The 25528-nt window shown below is 47.4% G+C and carries 26 protein-coding genes and 1 riboswitch; of the genes, 11 read left to right on the top strand and 15 right to left on the bottom strand.

Annotated features, from left to right (window positions below):
- Position 1 precedes the first annotated feature (1 nt).
- The 5 genes from LRP49_RS17920 to LRP49_RS17900 all read right to left on the bottom strand — a co-directional run bounded on the left by LRP49_RS17920 (position 2) and on the right by LRP49_RS17900 (position 3893).
- Positions 2–211, bottom strand: coding sequence for a twin-arginine translocation signal domain-containing protein (locus tag LRP49_RS17920; RefSeq protein ID WP_274143677.1), 210 nt, complete (start codon positions 209–211; stop codon positions 2–4).
- 51 nt (positions 212–262) lie between these two features.
- Positions 263–877, bottom strand: coding sequence for a TorD/DmsD family molecular chaperone (locus LRP49_RS17915; protein ID WP_274143676.1), 615 nt, complete (start codon positions 875–877; stop codon positions 263–265).
- A 9-nt stretch (positions 878–886) separates the two neighbouring features.
- On the bottom strand, positions 887–2554 hold the full coding sequence (locus tag LRP49_RS17910; protein ID WP_274143675.1) for a 4Fe-4S binding protein: 1668 nt from the start codon (positions 2552–2554) through the stop codon (positions 887–889).
- Positions 2555–2839: 285 nt separating this feature from the next.
- Entirely contained in the window at positions 2840–3448 is a 609-nt protein-coding gene (locus tag LRP49_RS17905) for a DUF3306 domain-containing protein (RefSeq protein ID WP_274143674.1), read from the bottom strand.
- Complete coding sequence (locus LRP49_RS17900) at positions 3438–3893, bottom strand: DUF3305 domain-containing protein (protein WP_274143673.1); 456 nt, start codon at positions 3891–3893, stop codon at positions 3438–3440. Before LRP49_RS17900 ends, LRP49_RS17905 begins: the two co-directional genes overlap by 11 nt.
- 173 nt (positions 3894–4066) lie before the next feature.
- On the opposite strand from LRP49_RS17900, the gene LRP49_RS17895 reads away from it, so the two are divergent.
- Both LRP49_RS17895 and LRP49_RS17890 read left to right on the top strand, forming a co-directional pair.
- Positions 4067–4897 (top strand): formate dehydrogenase accessory sulfurtransferase FdhD, encoded by an 831-nt coding sequence (locus LRP49_RS17895; protein WP_274143672.1) that lies wholly within the window; start codon positions 4067–4069, stop codon positions 4895–4897.
- Positions 4890–5792, top strand: coding sequence for a helix-turn-helix transcriptional regulator (locus LRP49_RS17890; protein ID WP_274143671.1), 903 nt, complete (start codon positions 4890–4892; stop codon positions 5790–5792). Before LRP49_RS17895 ends, LRP49_RS17890 begins: the two co-directional genes overlap by 8 nt.
- Before the next feature lie 8 nt (positions 5793–5800).
- On the opposite strand, the gene LRP49_RS17885 is transcribed toward LRP49_RS17890, so the two are convergent.
- Positions 5801–7834, bottom strand: a complete 2034-nt coding sequence (locus LRP49_RS17885) for a sensor histidine kinase (RefSeq protein WP_274143670.1) — start codon at positions 7832–7834, stop codon at positions 5801–5803.
- 23 nt (positions 7835–7857) lie between these two features.
- Complete coding sequence (locus tag LRP49_RS17880) at positions 7858–9240, bottom strand: sigma-54-dependent transcriptional regulator (RefSeq protein ID WP_274143669.1); 1383 nt, start codon at positions 9238–9240, stop codon at positions 7858–7860.
- Positions 9241–9533: 293 nt separating this feature from the next.
- On the opposite strand from LRP49_RS17880, the gene LRP49_RS17875 reads away from it, so the two are divergent.
- From LRP49_RS17875 to LRP49_RS17855, 5 genes are read left to right on the top strand one after another with little or no spacing between them, the layout of a single operon-like run.
- Complete coding sequence (locus LRP49_RS17875; RefSeq protein WP_274143668.1) at positions 9534–10346, top strand: ABC transporter substrate-binding protein; 813 nt, start codon at positions 9534–9536, stop codon at positions 10344–10346.
- Positions 10346–11044 (top strand): ABC transporter permease, encoded by a 699-nt coding sequence (locus LRP49_RS17870; RefSeq protein ID WP_274143667.1) that lies wholly within the window; start codon positions 10346–10348, stop codon positions 11042–11044. Before LRP49_RS17875 ends, LRP49_RS17870 begins: the two co-directional genes overlap by 1 nt.
- 12 nt (positions 11045–11056) lie before the next feature.
- Positions 11057–11758 (top strand): ATP-binding cassette domain-containing protein, encoded by a 702-nt coding sequence (locus LRP49_RS17865; RefSeq protein ID WP_274143666.1) that lies wholly within the window; start codon positions 11057–11059, stop codon positions 11756–11758.
- On the top strand, positions 11742–12326 hold the full coding sequence (gene mobA, locus LRP49_RS17860; protein WP_274143665.1) for a molybdenum cofactor guanylyltransferase MobA: 585 nt from the start codon (positions 11742–11744) through the stop codon (positions 12324–12326). The genes LRP49_RS17865 and mobA overlap by 17 nt, the downstream gene beginning before the upstream one ends.
- Complete coding sequence (locus tag LRP49_RS17855; protein ID WP_274143664.1) at positions 12323–14089, top strand: bifunctional molybdopterin-guanine dinucleotide biosynthesis adaptor protein MobB/molybdopterin molybdotransferase MoeA; 1767 nt, start codon at positions 12323–12325, stop codon at positions 14087–14089. The genes mobA and LRP49_RS17855 overlap by 4 nt, the downstream gene beginning before the upstream one ends.
- Before the next feature lie 48 nt (positions 14090–14137).
- On the opposite strand, the gene LRP49_RS17850 is transcribed toward LRP49_RS17855, so the two are convergent.
- On the bottom strand, positions 14138–14716 hold the full coding sequence (locus tag LRP49_RS17850) for a thymidine kinase (protein WP_274143663.1): 579 nt from the start codon (positions 14714–14716) through the stop codon (positions 14138–14140).
- 208 nt (positions 14717–14924) lie between these two features.
- Positions 14925–16505: a Na+/H+ antiporter NhaC family protein gene (locus LRP49_RS17845; RefSeq protein WP_274143662.1), complete on the bottom strand. Its 1581-nt coding sequence runs from the start codon at positions 16503–16505 to the stop codon at positions 14925–14927.
- A gap of 89 nt (positions 16506–16594) precedes the next feature.
- Positions 16595–16776, bottom strand: a riboswitch (Lysine riboswitch).
- Positions 16777–17129: 353 nt separating this feature from the next.
- Here LRP49_RS17845 and LRP49_RS17840 point away from each other — a divergent pair.
- Complete coding sequence (locus LRP49_RS17840; protein ID WP_274143661.1) at positions 17130–17528, top strand: H-NS family histone-like protein; 399 nt, start codon at positions 17130–17132, stop codon at positions 17526–17528.
- 193 nt (positions 17529–17721) lie between these two features.
- Here LRP49_RS17840 and LRP49_RS17835 read toward each other — a convergent pair whose 3' ends face one another.
- Together LRP49_RS17835 and LRP49_RS17830 are read right to left on the bottom strand one after the other, a co-directional pair.
- Positions 17722–18699 carry a lytic murein transglycosylase gene (locus tag LRP49_RS17835; protein WP_274143762.1) on the bottom strand — a complete coding sequence of 326 codons (978 nt, stop codon included), beginning with the start codon at positions 18697–18699 and terminating at the stop codon, positions 17722–17724.
- Positions 18700–18709: 10 nt separating this feature from the next.
- On the bottom strand, positions 18710–18985 hold the full coding sequence (locus LRP49_RS17830) for a YcgL domain-containing protein (protein WP_274143660.1): 276 nt from the start codon (positions 18983–18985) through the stop codon (positions 18710–18712).
- Positions 18986–19336: 351 nt separating this feature from the next.
- Between LRP49_RS17830 and minC the strand changes: the two genes are divergently transcribed.
- The 3 genes from minC to minE are packed head-to-tail and all read left to right on the top strand — an operon-like array spanning position 19337 to position 21098.
- Positions 19337–19999: a septum site-determining protein MinC gene (gene minC, locus LRP49_RS17825; RefSeq protein WP_274143659.1), complete on the top strand. Its 663-nt coding sequence runs from the start codon at positions 19337–19339 to the stop codon at positions 19997–19999.
- Between the two features lie 19 nt (positions 20000–20018).
- Entirely contained in the window at positions 20019–20831 is an 813-nt protein-coding gene (gene minD, locus LRP49_RS17820; protein WP_274143658.1) for a septum site-determining protein MinD, read from the top strand.
- A gap of 3 nt (positions 20832–20834) precedes the next feature.
- Positions 20835–21098 (top strand): cell division topological specificity factor MinE, encoded by a 264-nt coding sequence (gene minE, locus LRP49_RS17815; protein WP_274143657.1) that lies wholly within the window; start codon positions 20835–20837, stop codon positions 21096–21098.
- Between the two features lie 38 nt (positions 21099–21136).
- Here minE and rnd read toward each other — a convergent pair whose 3' ends face one another.
- From rnd to LRP49_RS17795, 4 genes are all read right to left on the bottom strand, one after another.
- On the bottom strand, positions 21137–22261 hold the full coding sequence (gene rnd / locus LRP49_RS17810; RefSeq protein ID WP_274143656.1) for a ribonuclease D: 1125 nt from the start codon (positions 22259–22261) through the stop codon (positions 21137–21139).
- A gap of 150 nt (positions 22262–22411) precedes the next feature.
- Entirely contained in the window at positions 22412–24097 is a 1686-nt protein-coding gene (fadD, locus tag LRP49_RS17805; RefSeq protein ID WP_274143655.1) for a long-chain-fatty-acid--CoA ligase FadD, read from the bottom strand.
- Positions 24098–24210: 113 nt separating this feature from the next.
- The gene (locus tag LRP49_RS17800; RefSeq protein ID WP_274143654.1) at positions 24211–25074 is read right to left on the bottom strand and encodes an alpha/beta fold hydrolase; all 864 of its coding nucleotides are present in this window, start codon (positions 25072–25074) and stop codon (positions 24211–24213) included.
- Positions 25075–25212: 138 nt separating this feature from the next.
- Positions 25213–25503 (bottom strand): chromosome segregation ATPase, encoded by a 291-nt coding sequence (locus LRP49_RS17795; protein WP_274143653.1) that lies wholly within the window; start codon positions 25501–25503, stop codon positions 25213–25215.
- Between the last annotated feature and the right edge of the window lie 25 nt (positions 25504–25528).

Genomic DNA, 25528 nt, shown 5'->3' with positions numbered 1-25528 from the left:
GTTACAGAGAGTCGTAATAGTCGCGAATGTGTTGCGTTTCGCGGTAGCCTGATGCCGTTTTATCTTCCGGCTTCACCTCCACCACATCAGCCTGTGCCGATGTGCTCGCTACCGTAGAAACCGCACTTGCCGCTGCCGCAACACCCAGTCCCTTGAGAAACTGACGCCGAGATTCACTCTGCTTTCCTGTTTCTTTCTTGCTATCCGACATAACTTGCTCCTTATGCTTCCCAGCACCATGATTGTTGGCTTACCGCGAGGTTTACCAAGGGCGCTGCGTAAAACGTGTCTTTTCTATAATGAGAAATTGCTTCGCCAACTCAGCCACTGCGGTGTAAAACACCGAAGACGGGGCATGTTTGACATCATCACAAAACGTTTCAAACCAAGGCGCGAGGTGGCGATTAAAAAACGCCGCCTGCTCACTAGATTCGGTGTCTTCCAGTAGCATTGCCATCACCTCCAGCAACGCTGCAATATGGTCTTCTGGCTCTTTCGTCTCTTCCTGACGTTCAAAGCCCAATCGACGTAAATCCTGCCGCAGGACAGCTAGCGGCAGTTCCATCAACGAGCCAGTGAGATACCAAGACCCAAACGGGACAATCTCACCTCGCCCTACACCAATGAATACAAGTTGGTATTCATCCGCACTCTGCACATCACTGGTCTTTAGCGCAGAAAGCTTGAGCACTGACCAAGCAGCAGCCATGCCCAATGCATGCTCATCTCCATCAACTTCGACGGTGGATAGCCACTCCAACGTTTGAGCGTCAGGAGGCTGTCTGAACAAGTGAGCCAGTAAGCTATAAATGCTTTGGCGGATTTGGTTCTCTTCGTTGCTGATATCGTCGATTTGAATCGTCTCTTGCATCGCCATTTCCGCCTCCTATAGCTTGAGTTGCTTTTCAGGGTGCTCCGCCAAATCGGAAACAATGTCGCGAACTCGGCAGTCCTCACACATTGATAACCGTTTAATGGCGTCGTCCTGGAAATGGCTGTGACTACGCAGCTTTTCGATCAACATGTTGACCATGGAAGCTGGCGCGTAAGGTTTACCGCAGCTGATGCATTCCGCAGCGGCTTCTTGATGAATAACGGTGCGCGTTTGGCGAGATTCCGTATCCCAATTGAATCCCGGTGATAGGGCAATGACAGATTCAGGGCAGCTTTTTTCACAAAGCCCACACTGAACACAGTCCTGCTCTCTAAACGCGATGCCCGGTGTATCACCGAGGGCATTGAGTGCGTCCGTCGGACACACCGCCACACATCCCATGCAAAGCGTGCAATCTTGTGTATTGATTTCAATGCGCCCAAATGGTGCCCCCTGCGGTACGTCGCTGCGAATAGGTCGTTCAAGATCCACTGACAAGGCATCTAATGCCGCGGTTAATCTGTCACGTTTGTTCCCAGAAACGGGTACAAGGTGCTGAGTCGCAGGCCGAGAGATAAAAGAAAAAGAAGAGAGATGCATCGGGTTAAATAGGGAAATACTCAGGGCTGGCATCGCAAGCTCAGAGAGAAAGCTCGAGGCAATGGCCAATTCGCCCTCCAACACATTTCGGGTTTTCGGATGAAGCGTATCGGTTTCCAGCAGGAGTACCTGAGAGGCCCCAGACGCAATTGCGCTAAACCACGTATCTATGCCGACTGACGCCAACTCCTCCAATCTCACGGGCAACAAATTAGAGGGCAAATTGGCTAAGTGCTGATCGACGAAGGCTTCGTCCGCTTCTGCATAAAAAAGAATGCTTGGGAATGCGCCTCCCGCCTCCGAGTAGTGACCTAAAAGTTGGTGAACGAATTGCTGCGTATGTTCCGCTTCGGGCAACGCATAGCTAATTGCTTCTGTCGGACAGGCCGTTGAACACGAACCGAGTCCCTGACATAAATAGGGGTTAATCGTTATTTTGTTTTTTACCGACTCGAGTGCGTCAGCAGAGCAGGCATCAATGCAACGCGTACACCCTTCTATTCCGCGAGAAAAATGTGCGCACTTGTCGGTATCAAGCCGAAAGTACTTGGGTTTATCAAACGTACCGACAGTGTCTGAGATCGCCGCAATGGCCTCGGCTTCATCCATCAAACCACGCCCAACTGCGTGATAACCCAAAGGTGGACGTTCCGCGCCATGTAACCCGCTTTTCGTCAAATCAACGACCAAATCAAAATGCGAAGATCCCAGTGCGATTTGCGCCAGATTCTGCTCCATCATGTTATGCGTTACCAAGACATCAAATGCCCCCAAGAAACCGGAGATCCGAACAGACGATGCATGGTAGGGCTGGATATTATGGGGCAGGAGGGATAACGAATCGTCCAAATAGAGAAATGTACAGTGGTCGCATAACTCTGAAGAAATAGAAGCAGCAAAGCGCGACACCGCATCACCTTCACCCACTACCAAGGTGACACCGCGTGACTCAAAACTCACGGTGGGAGGGATTAGATTTCCGATACGCACCGAACGCCGCATCGCTTCCAAGCGCGCAGCGTTATCTATGTTGGTTTGTTCCTCTACAACCTTTGAGATTGATTGTTGTGCTGTCGACATTGTCTCTTTTGTTATGTTTTTTGGAGTTAGGGTTTCTTTCGTTGTTGATTGTGGAGCTTTACCTTCAAAAGCTATGTCTGCCTTATTGTTCACGTCCATATTTCTCCACCCTTGCGCTCGGGGTAAGTTGCGCTGGCTTTATCTTTGGCGTTAGCGAACTTTTCCGCTCGTTAATCAACCAAGACGCTCTTCAAACACTGCGGGAGAAAAGACTTTCAAATAACGCAGAGTAGTAAGAGCAAGTAACGAACCAGCATTGAAAAGAAAAAAATGACCTAAACGGAGTTAAGATCCGTCCGAATTCTTTTCCTCTTGTACAGGTGAGACAATTTGTCCCACCTCATCAGACAAAATGTCCCCTTTTTCCTCATGGGTACTTTTTGTCCCATCCTCAATACGCTCATTCTCTTCCTGCATCATTGGGTCGGCAGGCTGCTCAGCATTGGGTGATGTTTCTTGTTCTTGCTGCAGCTTTTCAAGCGCTTCCTCTTTGACACTCTCCAGTTTATCTTTGGTCCAATGCCGTAACGCTTGAGCGGCTTCCGCCGTCAAATTTTTTGCTTTTGAGTAGTCGAGATCGTAATCATTCATCCCATCGAGCACATGGTAGGCCTCTCCCTGAAACAGCTTTCTCAATGCCGCCTTCTTCACTTCGGCAGAAATTCCCTTGGCAAGAAATGCGGCTGCTGAATCACCGTCTTTCAGTTTGCCGACATCTTTCATCGTCAGTTCAGGTACATCTTCGGTTGTTTCAACATCTTCCTCTGACGCGTTCAACTCACCTTCTGCATCAAGGGCGTCTTCGGACACCTCTGCGATCAATGAGTCTTCCTCGTCAGGTTCAGGCTCAAGCTTGCGTTTCGACCAACGACTTAGAAATGGCTTATCTTCCACTCGCCCTCCCCGCGCCTTTTTTGCGCTTCTTCTTAGGCTCTTCAATCAGCTCTCCATGCCGCCCAATAAAGGCTTCCATCCACGCTTGAACCGCAAGAGGAATAGTCACAGACAACACGAGGTAATCGCCATCCAAATGCGTCGCCGCGATTGTTTGTGACGCCGATACTCTGAGAGGCACAACCGATTCGTCTTCCTTCACTTCAAAGATAAAAAACAGGTGAGGATCACTGGAACTGAGGTTGAAGCGGTAGTCCGTCCGCTCATCGCGATAGAGCGTTAATAGCAAGGAAGGTAGTCCTTCCTCTACTTCGCTTTCTTGAGTGGGGAGGTTTAAGCGGCCTAGGGTTCGGCGGGTTGTCATCCACCGTCCAACCTCGACGTCTTCATTAACCAATTCGTATTGGATCAGCCATTGGTTGGGGCTTTTTATCACTTCTGTCACGTATCGCTCCTTGCACTTTTTCGGCCGTCAAATGCCATCTGATGCAGTGTCAGATAAAGACCAAAAAGCAAAACGCATACCAGCGACGCGAAAATCGATCAGGCTGGAACAGGAATTGCTACTTCTGTTCCTTCACCCTAGACAAGACTCCCGATGCAAAGGAAGCCGGAGATATGACCCACCCCAAAGTAATAAAAACGCAAAATGACGTCCCGCAAACCACGGATGTCACCGTTTACGATGAATACGGGGAGCCGCTAACAAAGCAGATCGCATGTGAGCGAGCACTGACCGTTTATTTAAACTGGAGAGAGATAGTCACGCTGATGACGTTAGGCGCGCGGCCCGATATGTTGGTGCTTGGCTATTTGAAAAATCAGGGACTGATTAATGATGCAGATGCCCTCGACTCAGTGATTATCGATTGGGAAACACAATCCGCAGCAGTGGTGACGCGAGAAGAAAATGCAAGCATTGAGGAAACACTCTCGCAAAAAACGGTAACCTCTGGGTGTGGTCAAGGCACCATGTTTGGCAATGTCATGAAACGCCTTGAAACGCTTAAACTTCAAACCCCAACCATCAAACAATCTACCCTCTATGGCCTTTTAGAAGCTCTGACTCACCACAACGACACCTATAAAGCTGCAGGGGCTGTTCATGGTTGCGCCGTATGCAAAGGGACGGAAATTCTCTCATTCGTTGAAGACATCGGCAGGCACAATGCCGTCGATACGTTAACGGGCGAAATGTGGCTGGAGGGTGAAACTGGTAACGACAAGGTTTTCTACACCACAGGTAGGCTCACCTCGGAGATGGTCATCAAAGTCGCGCAAATGGGGATCCCTGTTTTGCTGTCTCGATCGGGTGTCACGCAAATGGGCTATGACCTCGCGAATCAGCTGGGGATCACCATGATTGCCCGCGCTAAAGGTCATCGTTTTCAGGTTTTTAACGGTGCAGAGAACATTGTGTTCGATGTAAAAGGCGGAAAGCATGAGTGATTTCCCCGAGTTCATGAACGCCAGACAGGTTGCTGAGTACCTCGATCTTAATGAGAAAAAGGTCTACAGCTTGGCGAACGATGGCATATTGCCCGCCACAAAAGTCACCGGAAAGTGGCTTTTTCCTAAAAGCTTGCTCGACAGATGGTTGCTTGAGTCCAGCCATAATGGCGTTTTTAACGACAGGCTATTGATAGCCGGTTCCGATGATCCCTTGCTTCAGCATATCGTAGGCAAAATGGCCGCGACCTTAGGCAGCACAGCCTTAGTCGGTTACACGGCTACGGGCACGAAACAAGGGCTTTCCATGTTAGAGAAAGGCCATGTCGACATGTGTGCGATGCATTGGGGAACGGCAGAAGAAGCCAAGTTGCGTCACCCCGCGTTGCTGCAGCAATACACGGGGCACAAGAACTGGGTGTTATTGCATGCATTTGAACGTCAGCAAGGTCTCATCGTCCGTCCTGAATGGGTCGAGCACCTTAACGACCCACACCATTTCATCAACAGTGATTGGCGCTGGGTAGGAAGGCAAGAAGGTGCTGGTAGCGCGCGTGCCCTTGAAGAGTGGCTATTCCGAAACGGGAAAACCTACGACATGCTCAATGTGGTCGATACCTGTCTAAGTGAACGAGAATTGGGCTCAGCCATTGCGCGGGGCGTAGCAGATATCGGTTTTGGCAGTAAGAGTGCTGCTGGTGAATTTGGCCTTGCCTTTCATGCCGTTGCTGACGAGGCTTTTGAGCTAGTTATTCCGAAAAACATTTTCTTCCGCGCACTGGTTCAGCAAGTTATCCATCATTTGGATGAGCCTGACACACTGAAAAAAAGCGAACAATTTGGCGGCTACAATTTTCAGCATGCAGGCAAACAGGTTTGGTCAGGAAATCAATAGAGAAGACGCTACTCAACCACTTTTAACGAGGCAATATTGTCACTCTGGATTTTATCCCTGAGATAAAGCGTAAATATGCTCCCTTCGCCCAGTTCAGAGTCTACTTTTATTTCCCCGCCAAGCCCGCTAACGATGCCTTGCGTGACCGATAATCCCAGCCCAGTACCAGAGCGGCGAGTCGTGAAGAAGGGGTCAAAAATTTTGGTGAGATTTTCATTTGCAATGCCGCAGCCAAAGTCCTGAACAGAGATTTTTGCGCCCAACGGATTTCCCGACTCATCCAGCCAATCTTCAGAGCGAACAATCAGTTTGCCTTCATCGTTCATGGCATGAATGCCATTCATTTGTAAATTGACCAACACCTGAAGCAACTGATGGCGATTTATCTCAACACTGCATTTCGCCTCAAGCTCTGTGATCACTTCAACATCGTGCTTTTTCATCCCTGAGCGCACTAGAGTGACACTTTCTTCTATCACTGGATTTACATGCTGCCAAGTGATCTGATCTTGTACCCCGCCTTGCCGACTGTATTGCAACAAGCTTCGGGTGATGTTTCTGATCCGGTCGATTTGCTCTAATACCGCCTCCATTTCTTCCGAAACAAGGTCAGCGTTTCTACCCAGCTCATATTCCATCAACTCGATATTTCCAAGGATCACAGCCGTTGGGTTGTTAATTTCATGTGCGATACCAGCCGTTAACTCCCCTAACGCGGCAAGCTTTTCATTGAGCAGCAATTTATTCCGCGTTTGCTCCAACAGCTTGATGTTTTGCTCTAGCAACGCTGTTTTTTCATGCAAACTCGCGGTGCGCTGCTTCACTTTGTCTTCCAATTCCAGCGCATTTTGCCTAATGGCTTCGTTCTGCTGCTTGAGCTGATCCAACATGGTGTCGAACTGACGCGCGAGGATCGCCAGTTCGTGTTCTGGATCCAACCCGAGCTTTCCGATCCGAGCATCTTGATCAAACCTCACCAAACGAACCACACGGTGAATTTTTTCGATCGGCCGAAACAAGTCTTTTGCGCCACGATGAACGAGAAAGCCGGAGACCAGCAATGTCAGCAATACCCCTATTCCCAACTCAACGATATTGGTTAAATACTGGCTAATGAGCGGCCATTCTAGGTAGCCGGTATACAGCATCCCAATCACATTGTTATTGAAGTCACGAATGGGTTTGTAGGCCGAGATATACCAAGCATTGTAAACATATGCGCGATTTACCCAGTCATCCCCTTTAAGTAATACTGTTTCTCTCACTTCATCAGACACACGAGTTCCAATGGCGCGACCTTGTTTATTGCTGCTGTCCAACGGCACATTGGTACTGACGCGGATATCATCCATAAACAGAGTAACCGTGCCAACACTCGACTCTGGTAAGGTGCCAACGGGGAAAACAAGATCCCTGATTTCGTCGACGAGATCCGTACTGTTGTTTAACAAGATCCCACCGTCGACAATCCATTCCAGATTGCCATTTTCATCAAATAAAGGGAGAAGACTTCGACTTATCAGCCCTCGAGTCTCGGGCCGGTTTTCGTTGCGTAACGGAATTTCTGCCTGATCAGACAAATGGGAAGCTAACGCATCCATTTCCACGGCAGACATTACTTGGAAGAAGGTTCTTTCACGCCCCTCGAGTAACGGTTGGCGCAGTGCCAATGGCAAGCGCTCAATGTCGTTCGCCGCATAAACAGCAAGGAAATCGACACCGTATTTATCAGCACGGGACTGCGCCCAAGAAAGAATGTCAGGGGTTGGCTCTCGGAGTTGGTTCTGGAAGTCGAATGAATCCGCAATCGCATGCAGCTGGCTGCGCTGCTCACGCTGCAACACTTCCATGCTGTTACTGGCCACGGCGAGATCAGCACGCACGCCAGCCAGCGCACTTTGCCAGGTGTAGGCAAGTGTCCAATACACAGTCAATGCCATTAGCACTAGCAGGGTCAAAATGATTGGAACTGACGTCAATGCGAGTAGGCGATAGCGCACCATGGTTCGAAGTCGTTGACGCCATTTGTTAACTAGCTTCATTCCTTTTCGCCTCTGTTGATCGCCTATTCGTAAAACCAGTCTTTGAATTTACGTTCGAGTGTTTTGCGCGCAACACCCAATTGCCTTGCTGCCGCTGATTTGTTGCCTTCGTTAGCCGCGACGACTTTTTCAATGTGCGCGCGCTCTACGTCTTTCAATGGCCAAACAAGGGGATAACCCTCTCCCTGCGGGACAACAACATCATGGGTATTTGTTGGTTCAAGTGCCTGTCGGGCAGAGTCACTCAACCACTGCCCTACATCAGGCTTGCCTAATAGGATTGCGCGCTCAACGGTATTCTTTAGCTCTCGGATATTACCCGGCCACTCATAGTACTGCATGGCAAGTAGCTCGGTGTCTGACCACACCACAGGCTTCAACCCCATGTCTCTGGCCAACATTTCTGAAAAGTGATTTAGAAGTAGCGCGATATCTTCTATCCGCTCTCTAAGCGGGGGAAGCTCGACCGCCAACACATTTAGGCGATAAAACAAATCTTTCCGAAATCGACCAGCTTCCACCTCTTCCAACAGGCTTCTGTTCGTCGCTGCTAAGATGCGAACATCGACATTGACTTCTCGTTCTGCGCCCACGGGACGTATGGTTTGCTGCTCCAACGTTCGAAGTAAAGAGGCTTGCATGGAAAGCGGCATTTCGCCAATTTCATCAAGAAACAAGGTGCCTTTATCTGCGACCCGAAATAGGCCATCTTTGCTTTTCCTTGCCCCCGTAAAGGCACCCGAAACATGACCAAATAGCTCACTCTCGAGCAGCTCAGGGGCAATAGCACCACAGTTAAGCGGGACGAATGGACCACTTCGCGCGCTGAGTGCATGCAACGCACGCGCCACCAGCTCTTTACCCGTCCCTGACTCCCCTTCAATGAGCACGGCCGCTGGAGAAGGGGCAAGACGGGCAATCATTTCTCGCATTGCTTCAGTTTTGGGTGCCGTACCAATGATATCGACAGGGAATGACCGCGCTACATCACGCTGAAGTGCCACGTTTCGACGTTCCATCATCCGCTTGTCGAGACAGCGTTGAACAGATTGCAGCATCTGCTCCAAATTAAACGGCTTGAGAATAAAGTCTGACGCACCTGCTCGCAGTGCTTTGATAGCAGTTTCTAACTCCGCAAAACCCGTCATGAAAATAATATCGCTGCGACGGGATTCGTCGTTAAATGCCTCATGCCAATCAATACCTGAACGTCCAGGAAGATTTATGTCGACAATAAGAAGGTCAAAGTGGTTACGTTTTCTCAGTGCTTCCGCCTCTTCAAGTGAGGAAGCCGTTTCAACCTGCGTTAGCTTTTTCGACAAGGCTTTGTTTAAAATCGTCCGCATGCCCGGCTCATCATCGACGACAAGAGCTGAGAACCCAAACTGTTGCAGTGCATCCTTCATTGCATGACAAATCCTTGCTGTATTTAACATTTATACTACATGAGACATTTTGTCTCAGTCCAATTTTTATACAACACATCTCTTAATTCCACCGACCTCAGCAGCGGAACACAAACCAATATATCCCCTAATAAACAACATGTTAGACTAACGTCCTTTCTTTTTTAAAATGTGGCATTTTTGTTGCTATAGGTAATTTGTGATCTTTGTATTTGTATTTCACGCCCATGCCCGACCATCTCGGGCACAACCATTAGAAAATTTAGAATTGTCACCCACGTCAGGAAGACACGATGAGATTTAAAAATAAAACAAAGACATTTTTACTTTTGGCTTTCGCGCTCACTTTTTCCGTCACCAGCAATGCCGCTGAAATTGTTCGGCTTGCGACAACCACCAGCACTTACCATTCTGGGCTGTTAGGTTTCCTACTGCCTGAATTTAAAAAGGACACCGGCTATGACGTTCAAGTCATGGCAGCAGGAACAGGTAAAGCTCTAAAAATGGGAGAAAATGGCGATGTTGATGTCGTGATGACACACGCACCAAACGCAGAAGCCGCGTTTGTCCAAAAAGGGTTTGGCGTACAACCGCGTGCACTTATGTACAACGACTTCGTATTGGTCGGCCCTAAAGACGATCCTGCGTCAGTACGCGGCAGTAGAGACATTACAGAAGCTTTAAAAAACGTCGCTAAGGCTAACGCAGAATTTGTCTCCCGCGGGGACGATTCGGGTACCCATAAAAAAGAGCTATTGCTTTGGAAGGCATCGGGCGCAGAGCCGTCATTTAGTCAGTACAAAGCGATAGGCCAAGGAATGGGGCCAACACTGACAATGGCAAATGAGCTTCTTGGTTACACCTTAACAGACAGAGGCACTTGGCTGGCCTATCAAAGTAAGCTGGATCTGGATGTGCTCGTCGAAGGCGATAACCGTCTGTTTAACCCATATCAGGTTATCCTGATTAACCCAGATCGTTACCCTGACCTAAACAGTAAGGGAGCGAAAGCATTGAGTGACTGGTTGGTGGACAAACGCGCCCAATCACTCATAGACAGCTACAAAGTAAACGGCCAGCAACTCTTTGTGGCGGACGCGGGCTAATGAACATGTGGGACACGACACAACAAGCCATTGCACTACTTTTCAGTGGTGACACCACCTTATGGGGCATTGTTGGCGTGTCATTCTCCGTGTCAGGTATCGCTATTGGATTGGTTATCATACCAGCCCTTTTTATCAGCTTTGCTTTAGCGTATTGGCGCATTCCAGGGAAATGGGTATGGCTGTCTTTGGTCAATACGCTTCAATCTGTTCCCACCGTGGTCATTGGGCTTTTGCTTTACATGCTGCTTTCCCGGGCGGGCCCAATGGGTGATTGGAAGATGCTGTTTACCCAAAAAGCCATGATTCTCGGGCAAATGCTGATCAGCCTGCCCATTCTTGTCTCGATGATGCACGCCGCATTTCAAAGCAGTGACCGCCGCGCGTGGGAAACGGCATATACATTGGGTGCGTCGGTGCCAAGAGCCATGGTGACATTGATGTGGGAAATCCGTTTTCCATTGCTTGCTGCCGTTATCACGGCCTTTAGCCGCATCATCACCGAAGTGGGTTGCTCCATGATGGTTGGCGGAAACATTTTGAATTACACCAGAAATATTCCTACCGCCATTGCGCTAGAAACCTCAAAGGGTGCGTTTGCACAAGGCGTCGCTTTGGGAATCGTTCTTTTGGTACTCGCACTCACGCTCAATTTCTTTATTAGTTTTGGACGTGGCAATGGCTATTTACGGACCTGATTGGGGGACATTATGAGTCAAATTACATTGGAAGCTGATGATCTCTCCGTGAAGTTTAAGCATCGTTTGTTGTTTCATATTCCTTCACTCAAAGTGTGTCCCAGTGACTCCATCTATCTCACCGGACAAAACGGGATCGGAAAAACAACACTGCTTAAAGTACTCGCAGGCATTCAAAGGCCCACCAGTGGACAATTGAACCTAAAACGCCCGTCTTGGCTTCAACGGTTGGCCGGTTTTACGGGCCAAAGCGGCGTTATTTACATGCACCAAACGCCCTATCTGTTTGATGGTTCAGTCGCTGAAAATGTGGCGTATGGACTGAAGGGAAAGCATTTCTGTCAAAGAACCAAGCGACAGCTTACAATGAAAGCTCTACGCTTGATCGGATTGGAATCGTTAAGTCGAGAGCATATTTCATTGCTTTCAGGTGGTGAGAAACAAAAAGTTGCCATGGCACGCGCTTGGATTTTAAACCCGTCTATTTTGTTGATGGATGAATCGAGTGCCAACCTTGATCCCGACGCCATCGATGCACAAAAAATCATGGTAGACGACCTGTTAGAGCGCGGATCCAGTCTTGTGATCACTAGTCACCATTCCAATCAATTAACGGCGTGTTGCAACCAGCAGTGGATCATCGAAAATCAACGCCTGCTTCAAAAACCAAAACTCAATATTATCGAAAAGGACAACCATGCCTTCGCATCCTGAAACCACGTGGGTCATTCTTGCTGGCGGACAAGCTCGCCGCATGGGCGGCCAAGACAAAGGCCTTGTTACATTGAACAACAAACCGCTGATTGACTATGTCTTCGAGCGTTTGTCATCGCAGCGTGCGACCATTGCCGTCAATGCCAATCGAAATCAAGACGTTTACGCACACTATGGCGACGTGTTCAGTGACGTTTTCGAAGGTTTCCCCGGCCCATTGGGAGGAATGCATGCGGCCATGTCCCATCTAGATTCCGCGTGGATTGGCTTCGTACCTTGTGATTGTCCTAACCTTCCACACAACCTTTTGGAGAAGATGTACGCGGCCATTGAAGATGACACAGAAATTGTTGTCGCACACGACGGCGAATCTGTTCAGCCCGTTGTCACCCTGATGAATAAGAAAATCTTCGAGCGTTTAGACAACTTCCTTGCCAATGGGGACCGGAAAATCGTGATGCTCTATGACCTATGCAACACTGCATTCGTTGACTTCAGCGCGGAACACGATGCGTTTATTAACTTAAATACCCCCGATGAATTGGAGAAGTACGGCACCCTCTCATGAATTTATCAAATTGCTCGTTACCGATTATTGGATTTTCCGCCTACAGCGGTACGGGCAAAACGACATTGATCGAGGCGTTATTGCCTCGCTTGGTGGACACAGGCGTGCGAGTTGCAGTGATCAAACACGCGCACCACGATTTCGATGTCGATAAACCCGGCAAAGACAGTTATCGGCTTCGGAAAGCTGGTGCATCTCAGATGTTAATCAGTTCTCGCTACCGCAATGCCTTGATGACAGAAACGCCTGATGATGAAGCTACCCTCAAGCAACTCATTCAAAAAATAGACCAAGACCAAGTCGATCTTATTTTGGTGGAAGGCTTTAAGAACGAAAGCTTTCCCAAAATTGAGCTAAACCGCACCGAGACAAACAAACCCTTCCGCTTCCCTGCGGACGACAACATTGTCGCGGTTGCCTGCGATTCACTCCCAGAAACCTCGCTACCCATACTCGATATCAACAATATCGATAACGTACTGGCATTTGTACTCAAGCAAATAGAAAGTCATCAAGCACAGACCGCCACGTGTGACTCTCTCTCCCCCACCATGCTTTCTGTCGACCGTGGTCGCGAGAAAATATTGGCATCGCTTGAATTTCCCACACAAACACACGTTGTGGATCTCGATGCGCTAACAAATCATGTATTAGCGTCGCCAGTCATTGCGCCTGTTAATGTCCCGTCATCAACCAATTCCGCGATGGATGGATACGCCATCCGCAGTGATGATTTAGACGCTGGGACCTATACCAAAATCGCCGAGGTTTTCGCAGGACAGGGCTATAAGTACCCACTGCAAAAAGGCCAATGCGTTCGCATCATGACAGGTGCCCCCGTGCCAGAAAACGCGGATACAGTCATTATGCGCGAGCAAGCCTGCGACGTTGAAGGTCTTGTGACATTCGATACCAGCAAAGGCAAAATACGGGCGGGTCAGAATGTTCGTCAGGCGGGAGAAGATCTTCGAAAAGGTAGCCAGGTTTTCCCAGCAGGTACGCGTGTTAGTGCACCTGTGCTCGGCATGATTGCCTCTCTCGGGCTAAATAAGGCAGAGGTTTATCCGAATGTCACCGTTGCTTTGTTTTCAACGGGTGATGAAGTTCAAGCACCGGGCACGCCACCTAAGCAAAATTGTATTTATGATACGAACCGTTTTTCGCTTAAGGGGCTGTTGCAAAAGCTGGGTTGCGAGATTATAGACTTAGGCATCATCGAAGACAGTAAAACGGCACTGGCTGACGCACTGAAACAGGCCATGGCAAGTGCGGATGTCATCATATCCTCAGGTGGCGTCTCTGTCGGCGACGCTGACTATATAAAATCGGTGTTAACGGAGCTTGGTGATATTAATTTCTGGCGTGTGAATATGCGGCCGGGTCGCCCCCTCGCGTTTGGAAAGCTTGGGGATACGCCCTTTTTTGGGTTACCAGGAAATCCTGTTGCCGTCATGGTCACCTATTTACAGTTTGTAGAGCCCGCAATCCGAAAACTGCAAGGTGAAGAAAATTGGCAGCCGCAACGTATTGTCGCAATCACGCAAGAAAAGATCCGATCTCGTATGGGACGGACCGAATATACGCGCGGTAGCTACAATATAAATGCAAATGGGCAACTAGAAGTAAGGTCTACTGGGTCTCAAGGTTCGGGGATTTTACGGTCCATGCATGAAGCGAATTGCCTCATTGAAGTTTCACCTGAGGTGGAATGTGCTGAGATAGGTGACAGAGTCACCATCATTCCTTTGGCGTCTCGCGTATAAAAAAACGGCCGACATGTCGTCGACCGTTTTTACTCTCACTTTTCCGCGTTATTGACCTAACGCCTCTTTGTAATGCATTCTGCATACAGACACATATCGGTCATTCCCGCCGATCACCACTTGATCACCATCAGCAATCGCATTTCCTTCTGCATCGGTACGGATCACCATGTTCGCTTTGCGTCCGCAATGACAAATGGTTTTCAATTCAACCAGCTTGTCAGCCCATGCCAACAAATATTGCGCACCTTCAAACAGTTCACCGCGAAAATCTGTGCGTAAGCCGTAGCAAAGCACTGGAATACGCAACTTATCGACAACTTCGGTAATTTGATGCACTTGTTCTTTGGTTAAAAATTGGCATTCATCGATCAACACACAATCCACTTTTTGATTGGCATTGATATCGCTGACTGACGCGAAAATATTGTCTTTATTGCCATAAAGTTGCGCTTCAGCTTGTAGCCCAATTCGGGAACTCACTTTGCCTGCGCCATATCTGTCATCAATGGCAGCAGTAAAAATGAGCGGATTCATCCCACGCTCTTGATAGTTGAAAGACGACTGCAACAGGGTCGTCGACTTACCTGCGTTCATCGCAGAGTAATAAAAATAAAGCTGGGCCATGAGAGTCTCCCGAATAAAATACGGTGGCATGCTACAAAAAAAGAAGGATTCGTAAAAGCAGCAAAGTGCAGGAAAGTGAATTCCATAGCCAAACTGCTTGATGATTAAAGGGATTTTAGTGAGATATATCCAATCAACCTGAAGAGGCTTGAATTCAGATTGATTGGATATAAAACAAAAAGGCCTCCGAGTAGGAGGCCCTTAGCACTTATGCCAACTTACCTGGTCGGCGAGACAGCCAACCAAAGAGCAGACATACCAGTACGAACACACAGAATCCACTAAACAGTGAGATAGCCAGCGAATCCGTAAAGCCCAGTACTAGGAATGAAATCGCAGCAACAAATGCCCCTGCCAGTGCATACGGTAACTGCGTCGATACGTGGTCAATGTGGCCACAGCGTGCGCCCGTTGCAGACAATATGGTGGTATCTGAAATTGGAGAACAGTGGTCACCAAATACTGCACCAGCCAGCACTGCAGAAAGCATTGGCAGCATCAGTGCAATATCGGTTGCACCTGCCAAGTCACCTGCGATTGGCAGCATGATACCGAAGGTACCCCAAGACGTACCGGTCGAGAATGCCATTGCCGCTGATAACAAGAACAGCAGAACAGGAAGAAGCTGAGGTGACAGGTTGTCTTCAATAAGGCTAGACAGGAACTTACCCGTTTCCATGTCGCCGATAACACTACCAATGGTCCATGCAAAGAACAGGATCAGGATCGCGCCAAACATCGATTTCGCGCCAATCCACATCGTGTTTGCAATATCCGCTTTTGGCAGACCTTGCTTAAACACAGTGAACAATGCAGACAGCAGGCCCATGCCACTACCATACAGCAGCGACTCTCCCACATTTGTGTTTTCAAACGCTCCCAGTACAGAGAAAGCAACGCCGTTTGCATCTAGCGTTTTTGCACCCGAGAAAATCATCCAAGAAATCGTCGCGATGATCAGCACCATGATTGGCACGATCAGGTCAGACACATGACCATTGCTGCTCTCTTCGATACCAAGTTCATCTTCAATCGACGCAGATGAATTCTCATCGTCACCTAAACGGCTGCCGGTTGACGCCTGATACTCAAAACGACGCATTGGACCCACATCCATTTGGAACCAAGCAACGGCGAATACCATAAGCAAGGCAAAAATGGCGTAGAAGTTCATCGGGATCATATGAGCAAATGCGCTCAGCGGCGTATATTCGGTCACACCGTGGCTAACCAAAATCCCGCCAATCACTGTGATGATATAGGCACCCCAGCTTGACGCAGGCATGATCACACACATTGGCGCAGCAGTTGAATCTAGAATGTAAGCCAATTTTGCGCGTGATACATGGAAGCGGTCTGTAACAGGACGGCTAATTGCGCCAACTGCCAGACTATTAAAATAGTCATCAATAAAAATGAATACGCCTAAAAAAGACGCGAGCAGTTTTGCGCCACGCTTGCTTTTAACACGTGTCTGCGCCCACTCTGCAAATGCAGCGGTACCGCCAGATAGTGTCATTAGTGCAGTGACCATTCCTACGAAAATAAGAAAGACAACGATGCTCATTTTGCCAAAGTTAATCGCACCATCCGAAATGAACATGCTCATAACGAGTGACGAAATATAAGAAAACGTGTTCGCAACGGAAAAGTCATTCAGCAAAAAAGCACCCGAAAGAATACCCAAGCCTAACGACAACAATACGCGACGCGTAACAATGGCTAATCCCAACGCGAGAATCGCGGGGAATATCGAAAGAGAAGACGCGGAAAAATCGACTAAGTTCATGATCTCTATATCAACCTTTTAGGTTGGAGATCTACTGCAGACGTGGAAAACCAGACATTGTGAAAACAATGGTTACACACAAAATAAAACCCTACAGTAGCGCTCCATAGTTAAATCCCAATACTATGGCAGTGTTGTACCTCTTCGGTTACAACCCCAGCAGAATAGACTGATAATCTGGTTTCTGCTTCGGCACTGTTTCCTTTCCCTCGTCCTCTTTGGCATCACCCTAAGACGAGATACTGATAAACAATGCACCTCTACGTGCATAAAGCTGAATCATTTTATGTGACATTTGCCCATATGCAATACAAAACTGCAAAGTTTTACACTTAAAAACCATATTAATTACAAGTATTAAACATTACGCTTTGGGAAGCACCAGATCGCATGTGAAACGCATGCAAACACAAACAATAGTGACAAATTTATTGTACAGCCATACGTTAAAATGACTAATCAGGCATTATTTTTGGACTAATTTATATTTAACTTTGCACTTACTTTAATTTTAATTTCAAATAATATAGAATTTAATTAAGTGAATATTGCAAAGAAATAAATATTCTTGCTACTCTTACCTAAGCAACAAATTATTAGAAACGAGAGAATAGGAACAACATTATGTCTGATGCACTGAAAGTTCTGTTGAATCTTCGCAGCCTACGTGCGGTTGCACGTGAGCTAACTCTTGAGCAACTACAAGAAGCTCTGGAAAAACTACAAGCAGTTGTTAGTGAGCGCGAAGAAGCTGAAGAAGAAGCTCAAGCAGTAGAAAAAGAGCGTCTAGAAAAACTGGAAAAATACCGTGAAATGCTAGTTAAAGATGGTATTGACCCTGAAGAATTGTTGGCATCTCTGGGTGGTGCAAAACCTAAATCTAAGCGTGCAGCGCGCCCAGCGAAATACAAATACACTGACGTAGACGGCAGTGAAAAAACGTGGACTGGCCAAGGTCGCACACCAAAAGCAATTAAAGATGCACTGGATGGCGGTGCAAAGATTGAAGATTTTCTAATCTAAATCACATCAATATTTGACCAATTGAAGCCCCATACAGATTTCAACTGTGTCACATATGAGAAGAAAAAGGAGCCGACGGCTCCTTTTTTATTTGCATATGAAACGTAAAATACCCTTTACCGTATTCTGCATGGATACAACGAATCAAACAGGGGTGCTGCCCCCAAATGAAGCCAGCACCGTTTGTCGTGGTTTAACCGAACTTAATTCGGTCGGCCAAATGGCTCACAGCCAATGCAAAGTAATGCGATCTATTCCATTTCATCAAACTTTGGTAGTTCCCATATACAAGGTAACTACGTCCCTTTTCATCATCAGGTTGAATAAGCCAGGCTTGAATATCTACATCAGGGAGTGCGCTTTTATTCAAGCGACGAACACCTAAATCCTGCCACTCCGCTAATGTTTTCGCTTTATCTTTATCCAATCCAATCAAACTGTTGTCGAGGTTTTCTGGCAATATAACTTGCCTACCCCATGTAAATTCATCGTTCCAGCCTGCATTCTTTAAATAGTTGGCAGAAGACGCAAATACATCAGGCTTAGAGTTCCATATGTCTTTTTTTCCATCACTATTTCCGTCGGCAGCGTAAGATATAAAAGAGCTTGGCATAAACTGACATTGCCCCATGGCACCGGCCCATGAACCTTTCATGGAATCAACGCTAATATGCCCTTCATCCAATATCGATAATGCTGCAAAAACTTCCTTTCTAAAAAAGGCTTCACGTCGGCCGTCATACGCCAATGTTGTTAAGGCTTCGACGACATTATAATTTCCAGTAAACGCACCGAAATTACTTTCAACTCCCCACAGTGCCACCAAAAATCTTGGCTGAACACCGAACTCTTCACCAATGCGTTTTAAATCGTTGTAATGTTGGTCATAGAGTTTTCTCGCCTTCGCGACTTTCCAATCAGGAACTGCACGAGGAATATATTCATCAAGCGTTAAACGTTTTTCAGGTTGATTTCTGTCTGCTTTAACAGCTCTTTCACGATAACGAATACCGTCAAAGGCCTGTTCCAACAATACAGAATCAATTCCTTTTGCAGCACCTTCTTCTTTTAGCCCTGCAACATAGCTTTCAAAACTCGGCTTTTCTGCCATCGCGGGTGCTGTTATCACGCACGCTGCGCCAATCAGAATGCCAATTAATCCTTTGCGCATAACGATCCTTTTATAATTTGGTATTTTTATCTCGAATGTGTTGCAAAGCAGCATCCGGCGAAGGTGGGAGTTGTAGATAAAACCCATCTTGCTTTAGCTTTTCGCGTACACTTTCAATGTTAGCGATTGCCAGCTTATCTCGCTTTTCTAAGTTGACCATCATGACGAACTGAGGGTTCCCAAACGTTTTCAATAATTGTTCGGGAACATCCTTAAAATCATCTTTGCGATTAATGTAAAGATAGGTGGAATCTTTTTTGCTGCTCTTATAAATCGCACAGTACACGTTGTACCTCTCCGTCATATTCTTTGTCGCTACTCCCAATTTAGAGAAATAGCTTATAAATTTGTCACTAATTCGGCCACATTTTCATCACTGACGGCCTTGGCACTTGCCGCAAACTTATCAGGAATATACCATGCAATACACTGTCTGATAATGCATGTGGGCCGCTTAATTATTGGGCTACGTGCAAAACGCACACAGTTTTTGACGTTGTTGTTCTACCGTGTATACATCCTCCTTCGTTGTGAAATGGCGGCTCTAAACTAAAAGCTTTCCAAATCACCCCGTCGAAAGAACACAAACACTCTGATCGCCTCGTCTATTCGCTTTGCGCTAGCTGGATATAACATAATGACAAAAAATGCTGAACTCAAAGGCAGTTCGTTCACCCTTTCCGTCTTGCACTTATTGGACGATGACTTGGCCAGTGCGTTCCAAGTTTTGTCCGAAAAAGTGAATCAAGCCCCCGCTTTTTTTAAAGGGGCTCCGGTTGTTGTAGATATCTCTCAGCTTCACACGCAGCCAGACTTTACTTCGTTAAAATCTACCATAGAAAAAACAGGTATGTTGGTCGTAGGCGTTACAGGGTGTAAACAAAATCTAGCGCGTGAAGCAGCGAATCAGGCGGGGTTGGCGGTTATGAACCCAGCAAAACAAACCCGTGTGAATGATCCAATTCAGACCCCCACGAAAGTGATTACCTCTCCGGTTCGTTCCGGGCAGCAAATCTACGCCAAAAATGCTGACTTGGTGATTCTAAATCACGTTAGTGCAGGCGCAGAAATCATTGCTGACGGCAGCATCCACATATATGGGGTATTGCGTGGTCGCGCTATCGCGGGAGCGAGTGGACAAAAAGACGCACACATTTTCTGCCATAACTTGCAATCAGAATTGTTATCTATTGCTGGTACCTATTGGCTTAGTGAGGCTATTCCAGAAGAGTTTGCTGCTCGTGCTGTGAAAGTTTCGCTAACAAACGACTCAATCAATATAGAACCCCTCACACTCTAATCTTACAAAGGACTGAGGAATGACCCGAATTATTGTAATTACTTCAGGTAAAGGCGGCGTGGGTAAAACCACTTCAAGTGCCGCCATTGCTACTGGCCTTGCGCAATCAGGGAAAAAAACGGCGGTTATCGATTTTGATATCGGTCTCCGTAACCTTGACCTTATCATGGGTTGTGAGCGCCGCGTGGTTTATGACTTTGTCAATGTGATCAATGGCGAAGCCAACCTTAACCAAGCTCTCATTAAAGACAAACGTGTCGAGAACCTCTTTGTTCTTCCTGCTTCACAGACACGTGATAAAGACGCGCTAACCAAAGACGGCGTGGGCCGAGTATTGGAAGAGCTAAAAACCATGGGCTTTGAATTCATTATCTGCGACTCACCAGCAGGTATTGAAGCTGGTGCCTTGATGGCACTGTACTTTGCAGATGAAGCAATCGTTACTACTAACCCAGAAGTCTCTTCAGTGCGCGATTCAGACCGCATTTTGGGCATTTTGGATTCAAAATCCCGCCGTGCAGAAAACAGCGAAGAACCCGTAAAAACCCACCTACTACTGACACGCTATAACCCTGCACGCGTAACCCGTGGCGAAATGCTGAGTGTGGCGGATGTAGAAGAAATTCTGCGTATACCGCTGCTAAGCGTCATCCCAGAAAGTGAATCTGTCTTGCATGCGTCTAACAAGGGCGAACCTGTTATCCTGGACGCTGAATCAGATGCAGGCCAAGCTTACGGTGATGCTATCAACCGTTTGTTGGGCAATGAATGTCCGTTCCGCTTCCTTGAAGAGGAAAAGAAAGGTTTCTTAAAGCGTTTGTTTGGAGGGTAACACATGGCATTGCTGGAGTTTTTTCGTCCGAACAAGAAATCGTCTGCGTCGTTGGCAAAAGAACGTTTGCAAATTATCGTTGCAGAACGTCGACGTGCAGGGAGTCCTGAACCTACGTACCTACCCCAGCTGAAAAAGGATATTTTAGACGTTATCCGAAAGTACGTGGATATATCACCAGAGCAAGTAACCGTGGCTTTGGAACAGCGTGATGACGATCTTTCTGTCCTTGAGCTGAACGTCACACTGCCTGACGAAGATAAATAAAAAAACCGGCCAATTGGCCGGTTTCTTTTTATCTGTATTTACTTCTTATCGATGAGCGGCAACAGCTTTTCTTCCAAGTACGCTTTACGCCAGCCCGTCAAAAGATCAGGCATCTTTTCTGGATTACGATCGTTAATCCATGCCCACTTCAGTACTTGATGAATTTGCTTTTTCGAACCGATAAACTCAGGAACAAAGCCCAGCTTTTCAGCGACGGCGTTAGTCTGCGTTTTAATGTCTTTTACTATCTGTTTGTACCCTGGCATATCAACCAAACGTACGATGGTTTCAGGGTAAAGTGCTTCAGGTGTTTTTTCCGCTTCCATCGCCATACGAATCAGACGATTACCGTGCCGCTCAATCTCAAAACGGTCAAACCCTTCATCCGCCATTTTGCTCAACGAACGGATATCAAAACGGGCCATTTTCCAGAGATTTAGTTCTTTCACGACAAAGTTTAATGCCAAATCTCGACGTTGTGCTTCACGCAGTCGCCAACTCGCGAGTGTTTTCAACACCGCCAATTGCTTAGGTCTGAGTTGCCACGCGTTTTTAATATCTAAGTAAGCCTTTTCCGGATCTGGTTTTTTACCGCGCTTACTCAGCAGCAAATTACATTCTTGCTGCACCGCCTCTTCCCAGCCCGCCGCGCGGATTTTCTCCGCCAACAGGTTATACACTGGCAATAGGTAATAGACATCTGCCGCTGCGTATTCTAATTGCTTTGCAGACAGTGGACGTGCGCACCAATCCGTTCGAGCTTCACCTTTATCCAAGGTGACTGATTGGTATTCTTCAACCAATGCCGCAAACCCGGTTGATAATCCATGCCCCAAAAACGCCGCCATGATTTGCGTATCAATCATCGGTGTTGGCATCACACCTGAGTAGTGATGGAAAACCTCTAAATCTTCACTACAAGCATGCAGCACTTTCACTACCGACTCATCGGTCAACAATGCCCAGAATGGCGACATGTCTTCCAGCTCAATCGGGTCGATAAGAGAAAGGGTTTCTCCATCATAGAGCTGTATTAAACCGAGTTGAGGGTAAAGCGTGCGGGTACGTACAAACTCTGTGTCCAGCATGACTGCTGGCACTTTTCTCGCCTGCTCACAAACCTGCTCGAGTTGGGATAATTCAGTTACGATTTCAAAATTCACGCTGTCTTCCAGTATAGGGTCGCTGCGACAAACCACGTTTTATGCAAAGTGGGGTAAAAACAAAACATGCTGGCAAGTGCCAGCATGTTTATCAAAGGCATAGACATATTGTACGCGCTCCTGCATCTGATAGCACGAGCGCGATGTTGTTTATGCCTGTTCGGTTTTCGCGTCTTGCTCTTCACGTAACGCACGACGAAGAATTTTGCCGACATTCGTTTTTGGCAACTCTTCGCGGAACTCAATCACCTTGGGGACTTTATAACCCGTTAGGTGTTCACGACAATGCGCTAAAAGCTCTTCTTTGGTCAAGCTCGGATCACGTTTAACAACGCAGATCTTCACGATTTCACCCGATGTTTCATGGGGTTGACCAATCGCAGCAACTTCCAATACTTTGCCATGCAGTGCGACAACGTCTTCAATCTCGTTCGGATAAACGTTGAAACCAGACACCAAAATCATGTCTTTCTTACGGTCTACGATGTGCAAGAAGCCTTCGTCGTCGAATTTAACGATGTCACCTGTAGACAACCAACCATCATCAGTCAGCACTTCTTTGGTCGCTTCTGGACGCTCCCAGTAGCCCTGCATCACTTGCGGGCCTTTCACTTGCAGCTCACCAATCTGATCGTTACCGACCACATTACCTTCGTCATCCACAATGCGAACATCAGTAGAAGGTACCGGCAAACCGATTGAGCCATTGTACTCAACCAAATCATACGGGTATGCAGCAACCAACGGTGAACACTCTGTTAGGCCATAGCCTTCCAGTAAGTGTTTGCCTGTGACTTTCTTCCATTGTTCAGCAACAGCACGCTGAACCGCCATACCACCGCCTACGGTTAGGCTGAGATTCGAGAAATCCAATTCATGGAAGTCTTCGTTATTCAGCAACGCATTGAATAGCGTATTCACACCCGTCAGTGCGGTAAATGGATGCTGCTTAAGTTCTTTGACGAAACCCGGAATATCGCGCGGGTTGGTGATCAGCAAGTTTTGACCACCCAATTCAATGAACAGCAAACAGTTCACCGTCAACGCAAACACGTGATACAGAGGAAGCGCAGTAACAACCAGTTCACGTCCTTCGTTCAGCACAGGCGCATAGGTGCCTTTTGCTTGGAATACGTTTGCCAACATATTGTTGTGGGTAAGAACTGCACCTTTTGCAACGCCCGTTGTGCCGCCAGTGTACTGCAGGAATGCAACGTCATCGCCTTTGATAAACGGCTTGACGTATTGCATGCGACGACCTTTTTGCAACGCTTTACGCATTGAGGTCGCATGCGGTAGTGAGTACTTAGGTACCATCTTCTTAATGTACTTAACGACAAAGTTAACGATGGTGCCTTTTGCACGTGGTAGTTGGTCACCTAGGCTCGTCAGAATAACGTGACGAACACCGGTGTTTTCAACCACCTTGTCCAGCGTATGCGCAAAGTTAGAAACGATAACGATCGCAGCAGCACCAGAGTCATTAAGCTGATGTTCTAATTCGCGAGGCGTGTACAAAGGGTTGACGTTAACAACAACACATCCTGCACGAAGAATACCGAAGAGAGCGATAGGGTATTGGAGCAAATTGGGCATCATGACCGCGACGCGATCGCCTTTTTTCAAACCCAAGTCATTTTGCAGGTAAGCAGCAAAAGCACGGCTGCGCTCTTCCAACTTACGGAAAGTCATGACCTGACCCATGTTAATGAAAGCAGTTTGATCGGCATACTTTTGTACCGATTTTTCAAACATATCCACCAGCGACGAGTATTGTTCTGTAGAGATCTCTGCCGGTACATCTGATGGGTAGCGGTTTAACCAAACCTTATCCACGTGAATACTCCTATTGTATTTCGCGGACGAATACGCCCGCGCCAGACGCAAAAATTTAAACAAGCGTTTTAACGCTGCAATTAGACCATGACTAACATTTAATTAACATCACCTCACTGTGTGAGGTGTAGCTTGGTCACAAAATCTTTTATTAGTGTGATCGTTTCGTCCTGACTTTGAAGATGGCAATGGTGTGTACCTGCCACGATTTCAACTGTCAGGTCTTCAAACCACGCCGCTCGCTCTTTCGCAAGAGGGCCACGTAATTCGGGATAACCGTCGTCCCCAATAATTGCCATCGCAGGGCAGCGAATACCGCGTATCAAGTGCTCTGCATGCTCAGTAGACATGCGATACACCGATTCCGTTTTGAGCTTGGCATCGTGTCGCCATTGCCATTCGGTACCGACCTGCTGAATGCCACGAGAGACCAGCGGGGTCAGTGCATCAAACGCGACTTTATTAATACCACGTCGAAGCTTTAGTGCCGCTTCAAAAGAAGGGAGAGAGCGAAGCCCCTTCATCTGTGCCCTGCTATCGATTCCTCGCCTCAAGCGTTCAATAACTTTATCTTCGCGCTCTGACATTGGGCCAAGTGCTTCGATCATAATCAGGCCTTTCGCACGCTCCGGAAACGCCGCGCACCAACATGACGCGACCAACGCACCCAAAGAATGCCCAACTAAATAAATATCACGCTCACCAAGCTGCAAAATCAACTGGTGAAGATCATCTACATAGTCAAAAAAAGGATAGAAGCTGTCTGCCCCTTTGTGGTCGGAAAGACCATGTCCAGGCCAGTCAGGCAATACAAGATCGAATTGGTCTTGGAGCGATGGCGAGAGCGGCTCAAAACTACCACTGTTGTCCTGCCAACCATGAAGCATTAACAACAGTGGTTTGCGTTTATCCGTCAGGTGGACTTGTGCTGCAAGATTCCCAAATCTCACCGCATATTTTGTTTCTTGTAGTGCCATAGTGCGTTGTCGAGTACCTTGCAGATCGCGCACTTAATTTAAGCGCGCGAAGCCTATCACAGTAAGGGATGGTAAAGTGGTACGAGGAGTTAACTCAAGCTAACACAACGATACGGGACCGACGTTGTTTAAACTTACCTAAACGAAAACGTCGACACCAAACATGGCGATCAATTCGTCCCGCCGCGCTTGGTTTTTCACATCCATATAAGCCTCTAGTGCACTCCTACTGCGGCCATTTGGCAAATCATAATGTATTTGCTGATGCGCTTCTTGGGCCAGTTCAGGATTTCGGATACCACGAGAAACCGCTTTTGCCACCAGCGAAGGCTTAACGCTCTCCGGATTATTCTGGGTTTGTTCCGGTTTTTTACGTTTTGCGTTGTTAGTACGCTGAACGTGTTGCGGTAATCCTTGGATTGATACCATCGCTGACCTTTTTCAGTAGTTCGCC

The sequence above is a fragment of the Enterovibrio qingdaonensis genome (genome assembly GCF_028683135.1).
GTDB lineage: Bacteria > Pseudomonadota > Gammaproteobacteria > Enterobacterales > Vibrionaceae > Enterovibrio > Enterovibrio qingdaonensis.
Note: the sequence above shows the minus strand (reverse complement) of the source record. Positions and strands in the feature narration are given on the sequence as shown.

What these genes read in the sequence shown, in the direction of transcription:
- LRP49_RS17875 (WP_274143668.1), top strand. Translation starts at nt 9,534, where the DNA reads ATGAGATTTAAAAATAAAACAAAGACATTTTTACTTTTGGCTTTCGCG.
- minE (WP_274143657.1), top strand. Translation starts at nt 20,835, where the DNA reads ATGGCATTGCTGGAGTTTTTTCGTCCGAACAAGAAATCGTCTGCGTCG.
- LRP49_RS17835 (WP_274143762.1), bottom strand. Translation starts at nt 18,699, where the DNA reads ATGCGCAAAGGATTAATTGGCATTCTGATTGGCGCAGCGTGCGTGATA.
- LRP49_RS17885 (WP_274143670.1), bottom strand. Translation starts at nt 7,834, where the DNA reads ATGAAGCTAGTTAACAAATGGCGTCAACGACTTCGAACCATGGTGCGC.
- LRP49_RS17910 (WP_274143675.1), bottom strand. Translation starts at nt 2,554, where the DNA reads ATGTCGACAGCACAACAATCAATCTCAAAGGTTGTAGAGGAACAAACC.
- LRP49_RS17845 (WP_274143662.1), bottom strand. Translation starts at nt 16,505, where the DNA reads ATGAACTTAGTCGATTTTTCCGCGTCTTCTCTTTCGATATTCCCCGCG.
- minC (WP_274143659.1), top strand. Translation starts at nt 19,337, where the DNA reads ATGACAAAAAATGCTGAACTCAAAGGCAGTTCGTTCACCCTTTCCGTC.
- LRP49_RS17880 (WP_274143669.1), bottom strand. Translation starts at nt 9,240, where the DNA reads ATGAAGGATGCACTGCAACAGTTTGGGTTCTCAGCTCTTGTCGTCGAT.
- LRP49_RS17855 (WP_274143664.1), top strand. Translation starts at nt 12,323, where the DNA reads ATGAATTTATCAAATTGCTCGTTACCGATTATTGGATTTTCCGCCTAC.
- mobA (WP_274143665.1), top strand. Translation starts at nt 11,742, where the DNA reads ATGCCTTCGCATCCTGAAACCACGTGGGTCATTCTTGCTGGCGGACAA.
- LRP49_RS17915 (WP_274143676.1), bottom strand. Translation starts at nt 877, where the DNA reads ATGGCGATGCAAGAGACGATTCAAATCGACGATATCAGCAACGAAGAG.
- LRP49_RS17870 (WP_274143667.1), top strand. Translation starts at nt 10,346, where the DNA reads ATGAACATGTGGGACACGACACAACAAGCCATTGCACTACTTTTCAGT.
- LRP49_RS17795 (WP_274143653.1), bottom strand. Translation starts at nt 25,503, where the DNA reads ATGGTATCAATCCAAGGATTACCGCAACACGTTCAGCGTACTAACAAC.
- LRP49_RS17800 (WP_274143654.1), bottom strand. Translation starts at nt 25,074, where the DNA reads ATGGCACTACAAGAAACAAAATATGCGGTGAGATTTGGGAATCTTGCA.
- LRP49_RS17865 (WP_274143666.1), top strand. Translation starts at nt 11,057, where the DNA reads ATGAGTCAAATTACATTGGAAGCTGATGATCTCTCCGTGAAGTTTAAG.
- LRP49_RS17890 (WP_274143671.1), top strand. Translation starts at nt 4,890, where the DNA reads ATGAGTGATTTCCCCGAGTTCATGAACGCCAGACAGGTTGCTGAGTAC.
- LRP49_RS17850 (WP_274143663.1), bottom strand. Translation starts at nt 14,716, where the DNA reads ATGGCCCAGCTTTATTTTTATTACTCTGCGATGAACGCAGGTAAGTCG.
- LRP49_RS17920 (WP_274143677.1), bottom strand. Translation starts at nt 211, where the DNA reads ATGTCGGATAGCAAGAAAGAAACAGGAAAGCAGAGTGAATCTCGGCGT.
- minD (WP_274143658.1), top strand. Translation starts at nt 20,019, where the DNA reads ATGACCCGAATTATTGTAATTACTTCAGGTAAAGGCGGCGTGGGTAAA.
- LRP49_RS17895 (WP_274143672.1), top strand. Translation starts at nt 4,067, where the DNA reads ATGACCCACCCCAAAGTAATAAAAACGCAAAATGACGTCCCGCAAACC.
- LRP49_RS17840 (WP_274143661.1), top strand. Translation starts at nt 17,130, where the DNA reads ATGTCTGATGCACTGAAAGTTCTGTTGAATCTTCGCAGCCTACGTGCG.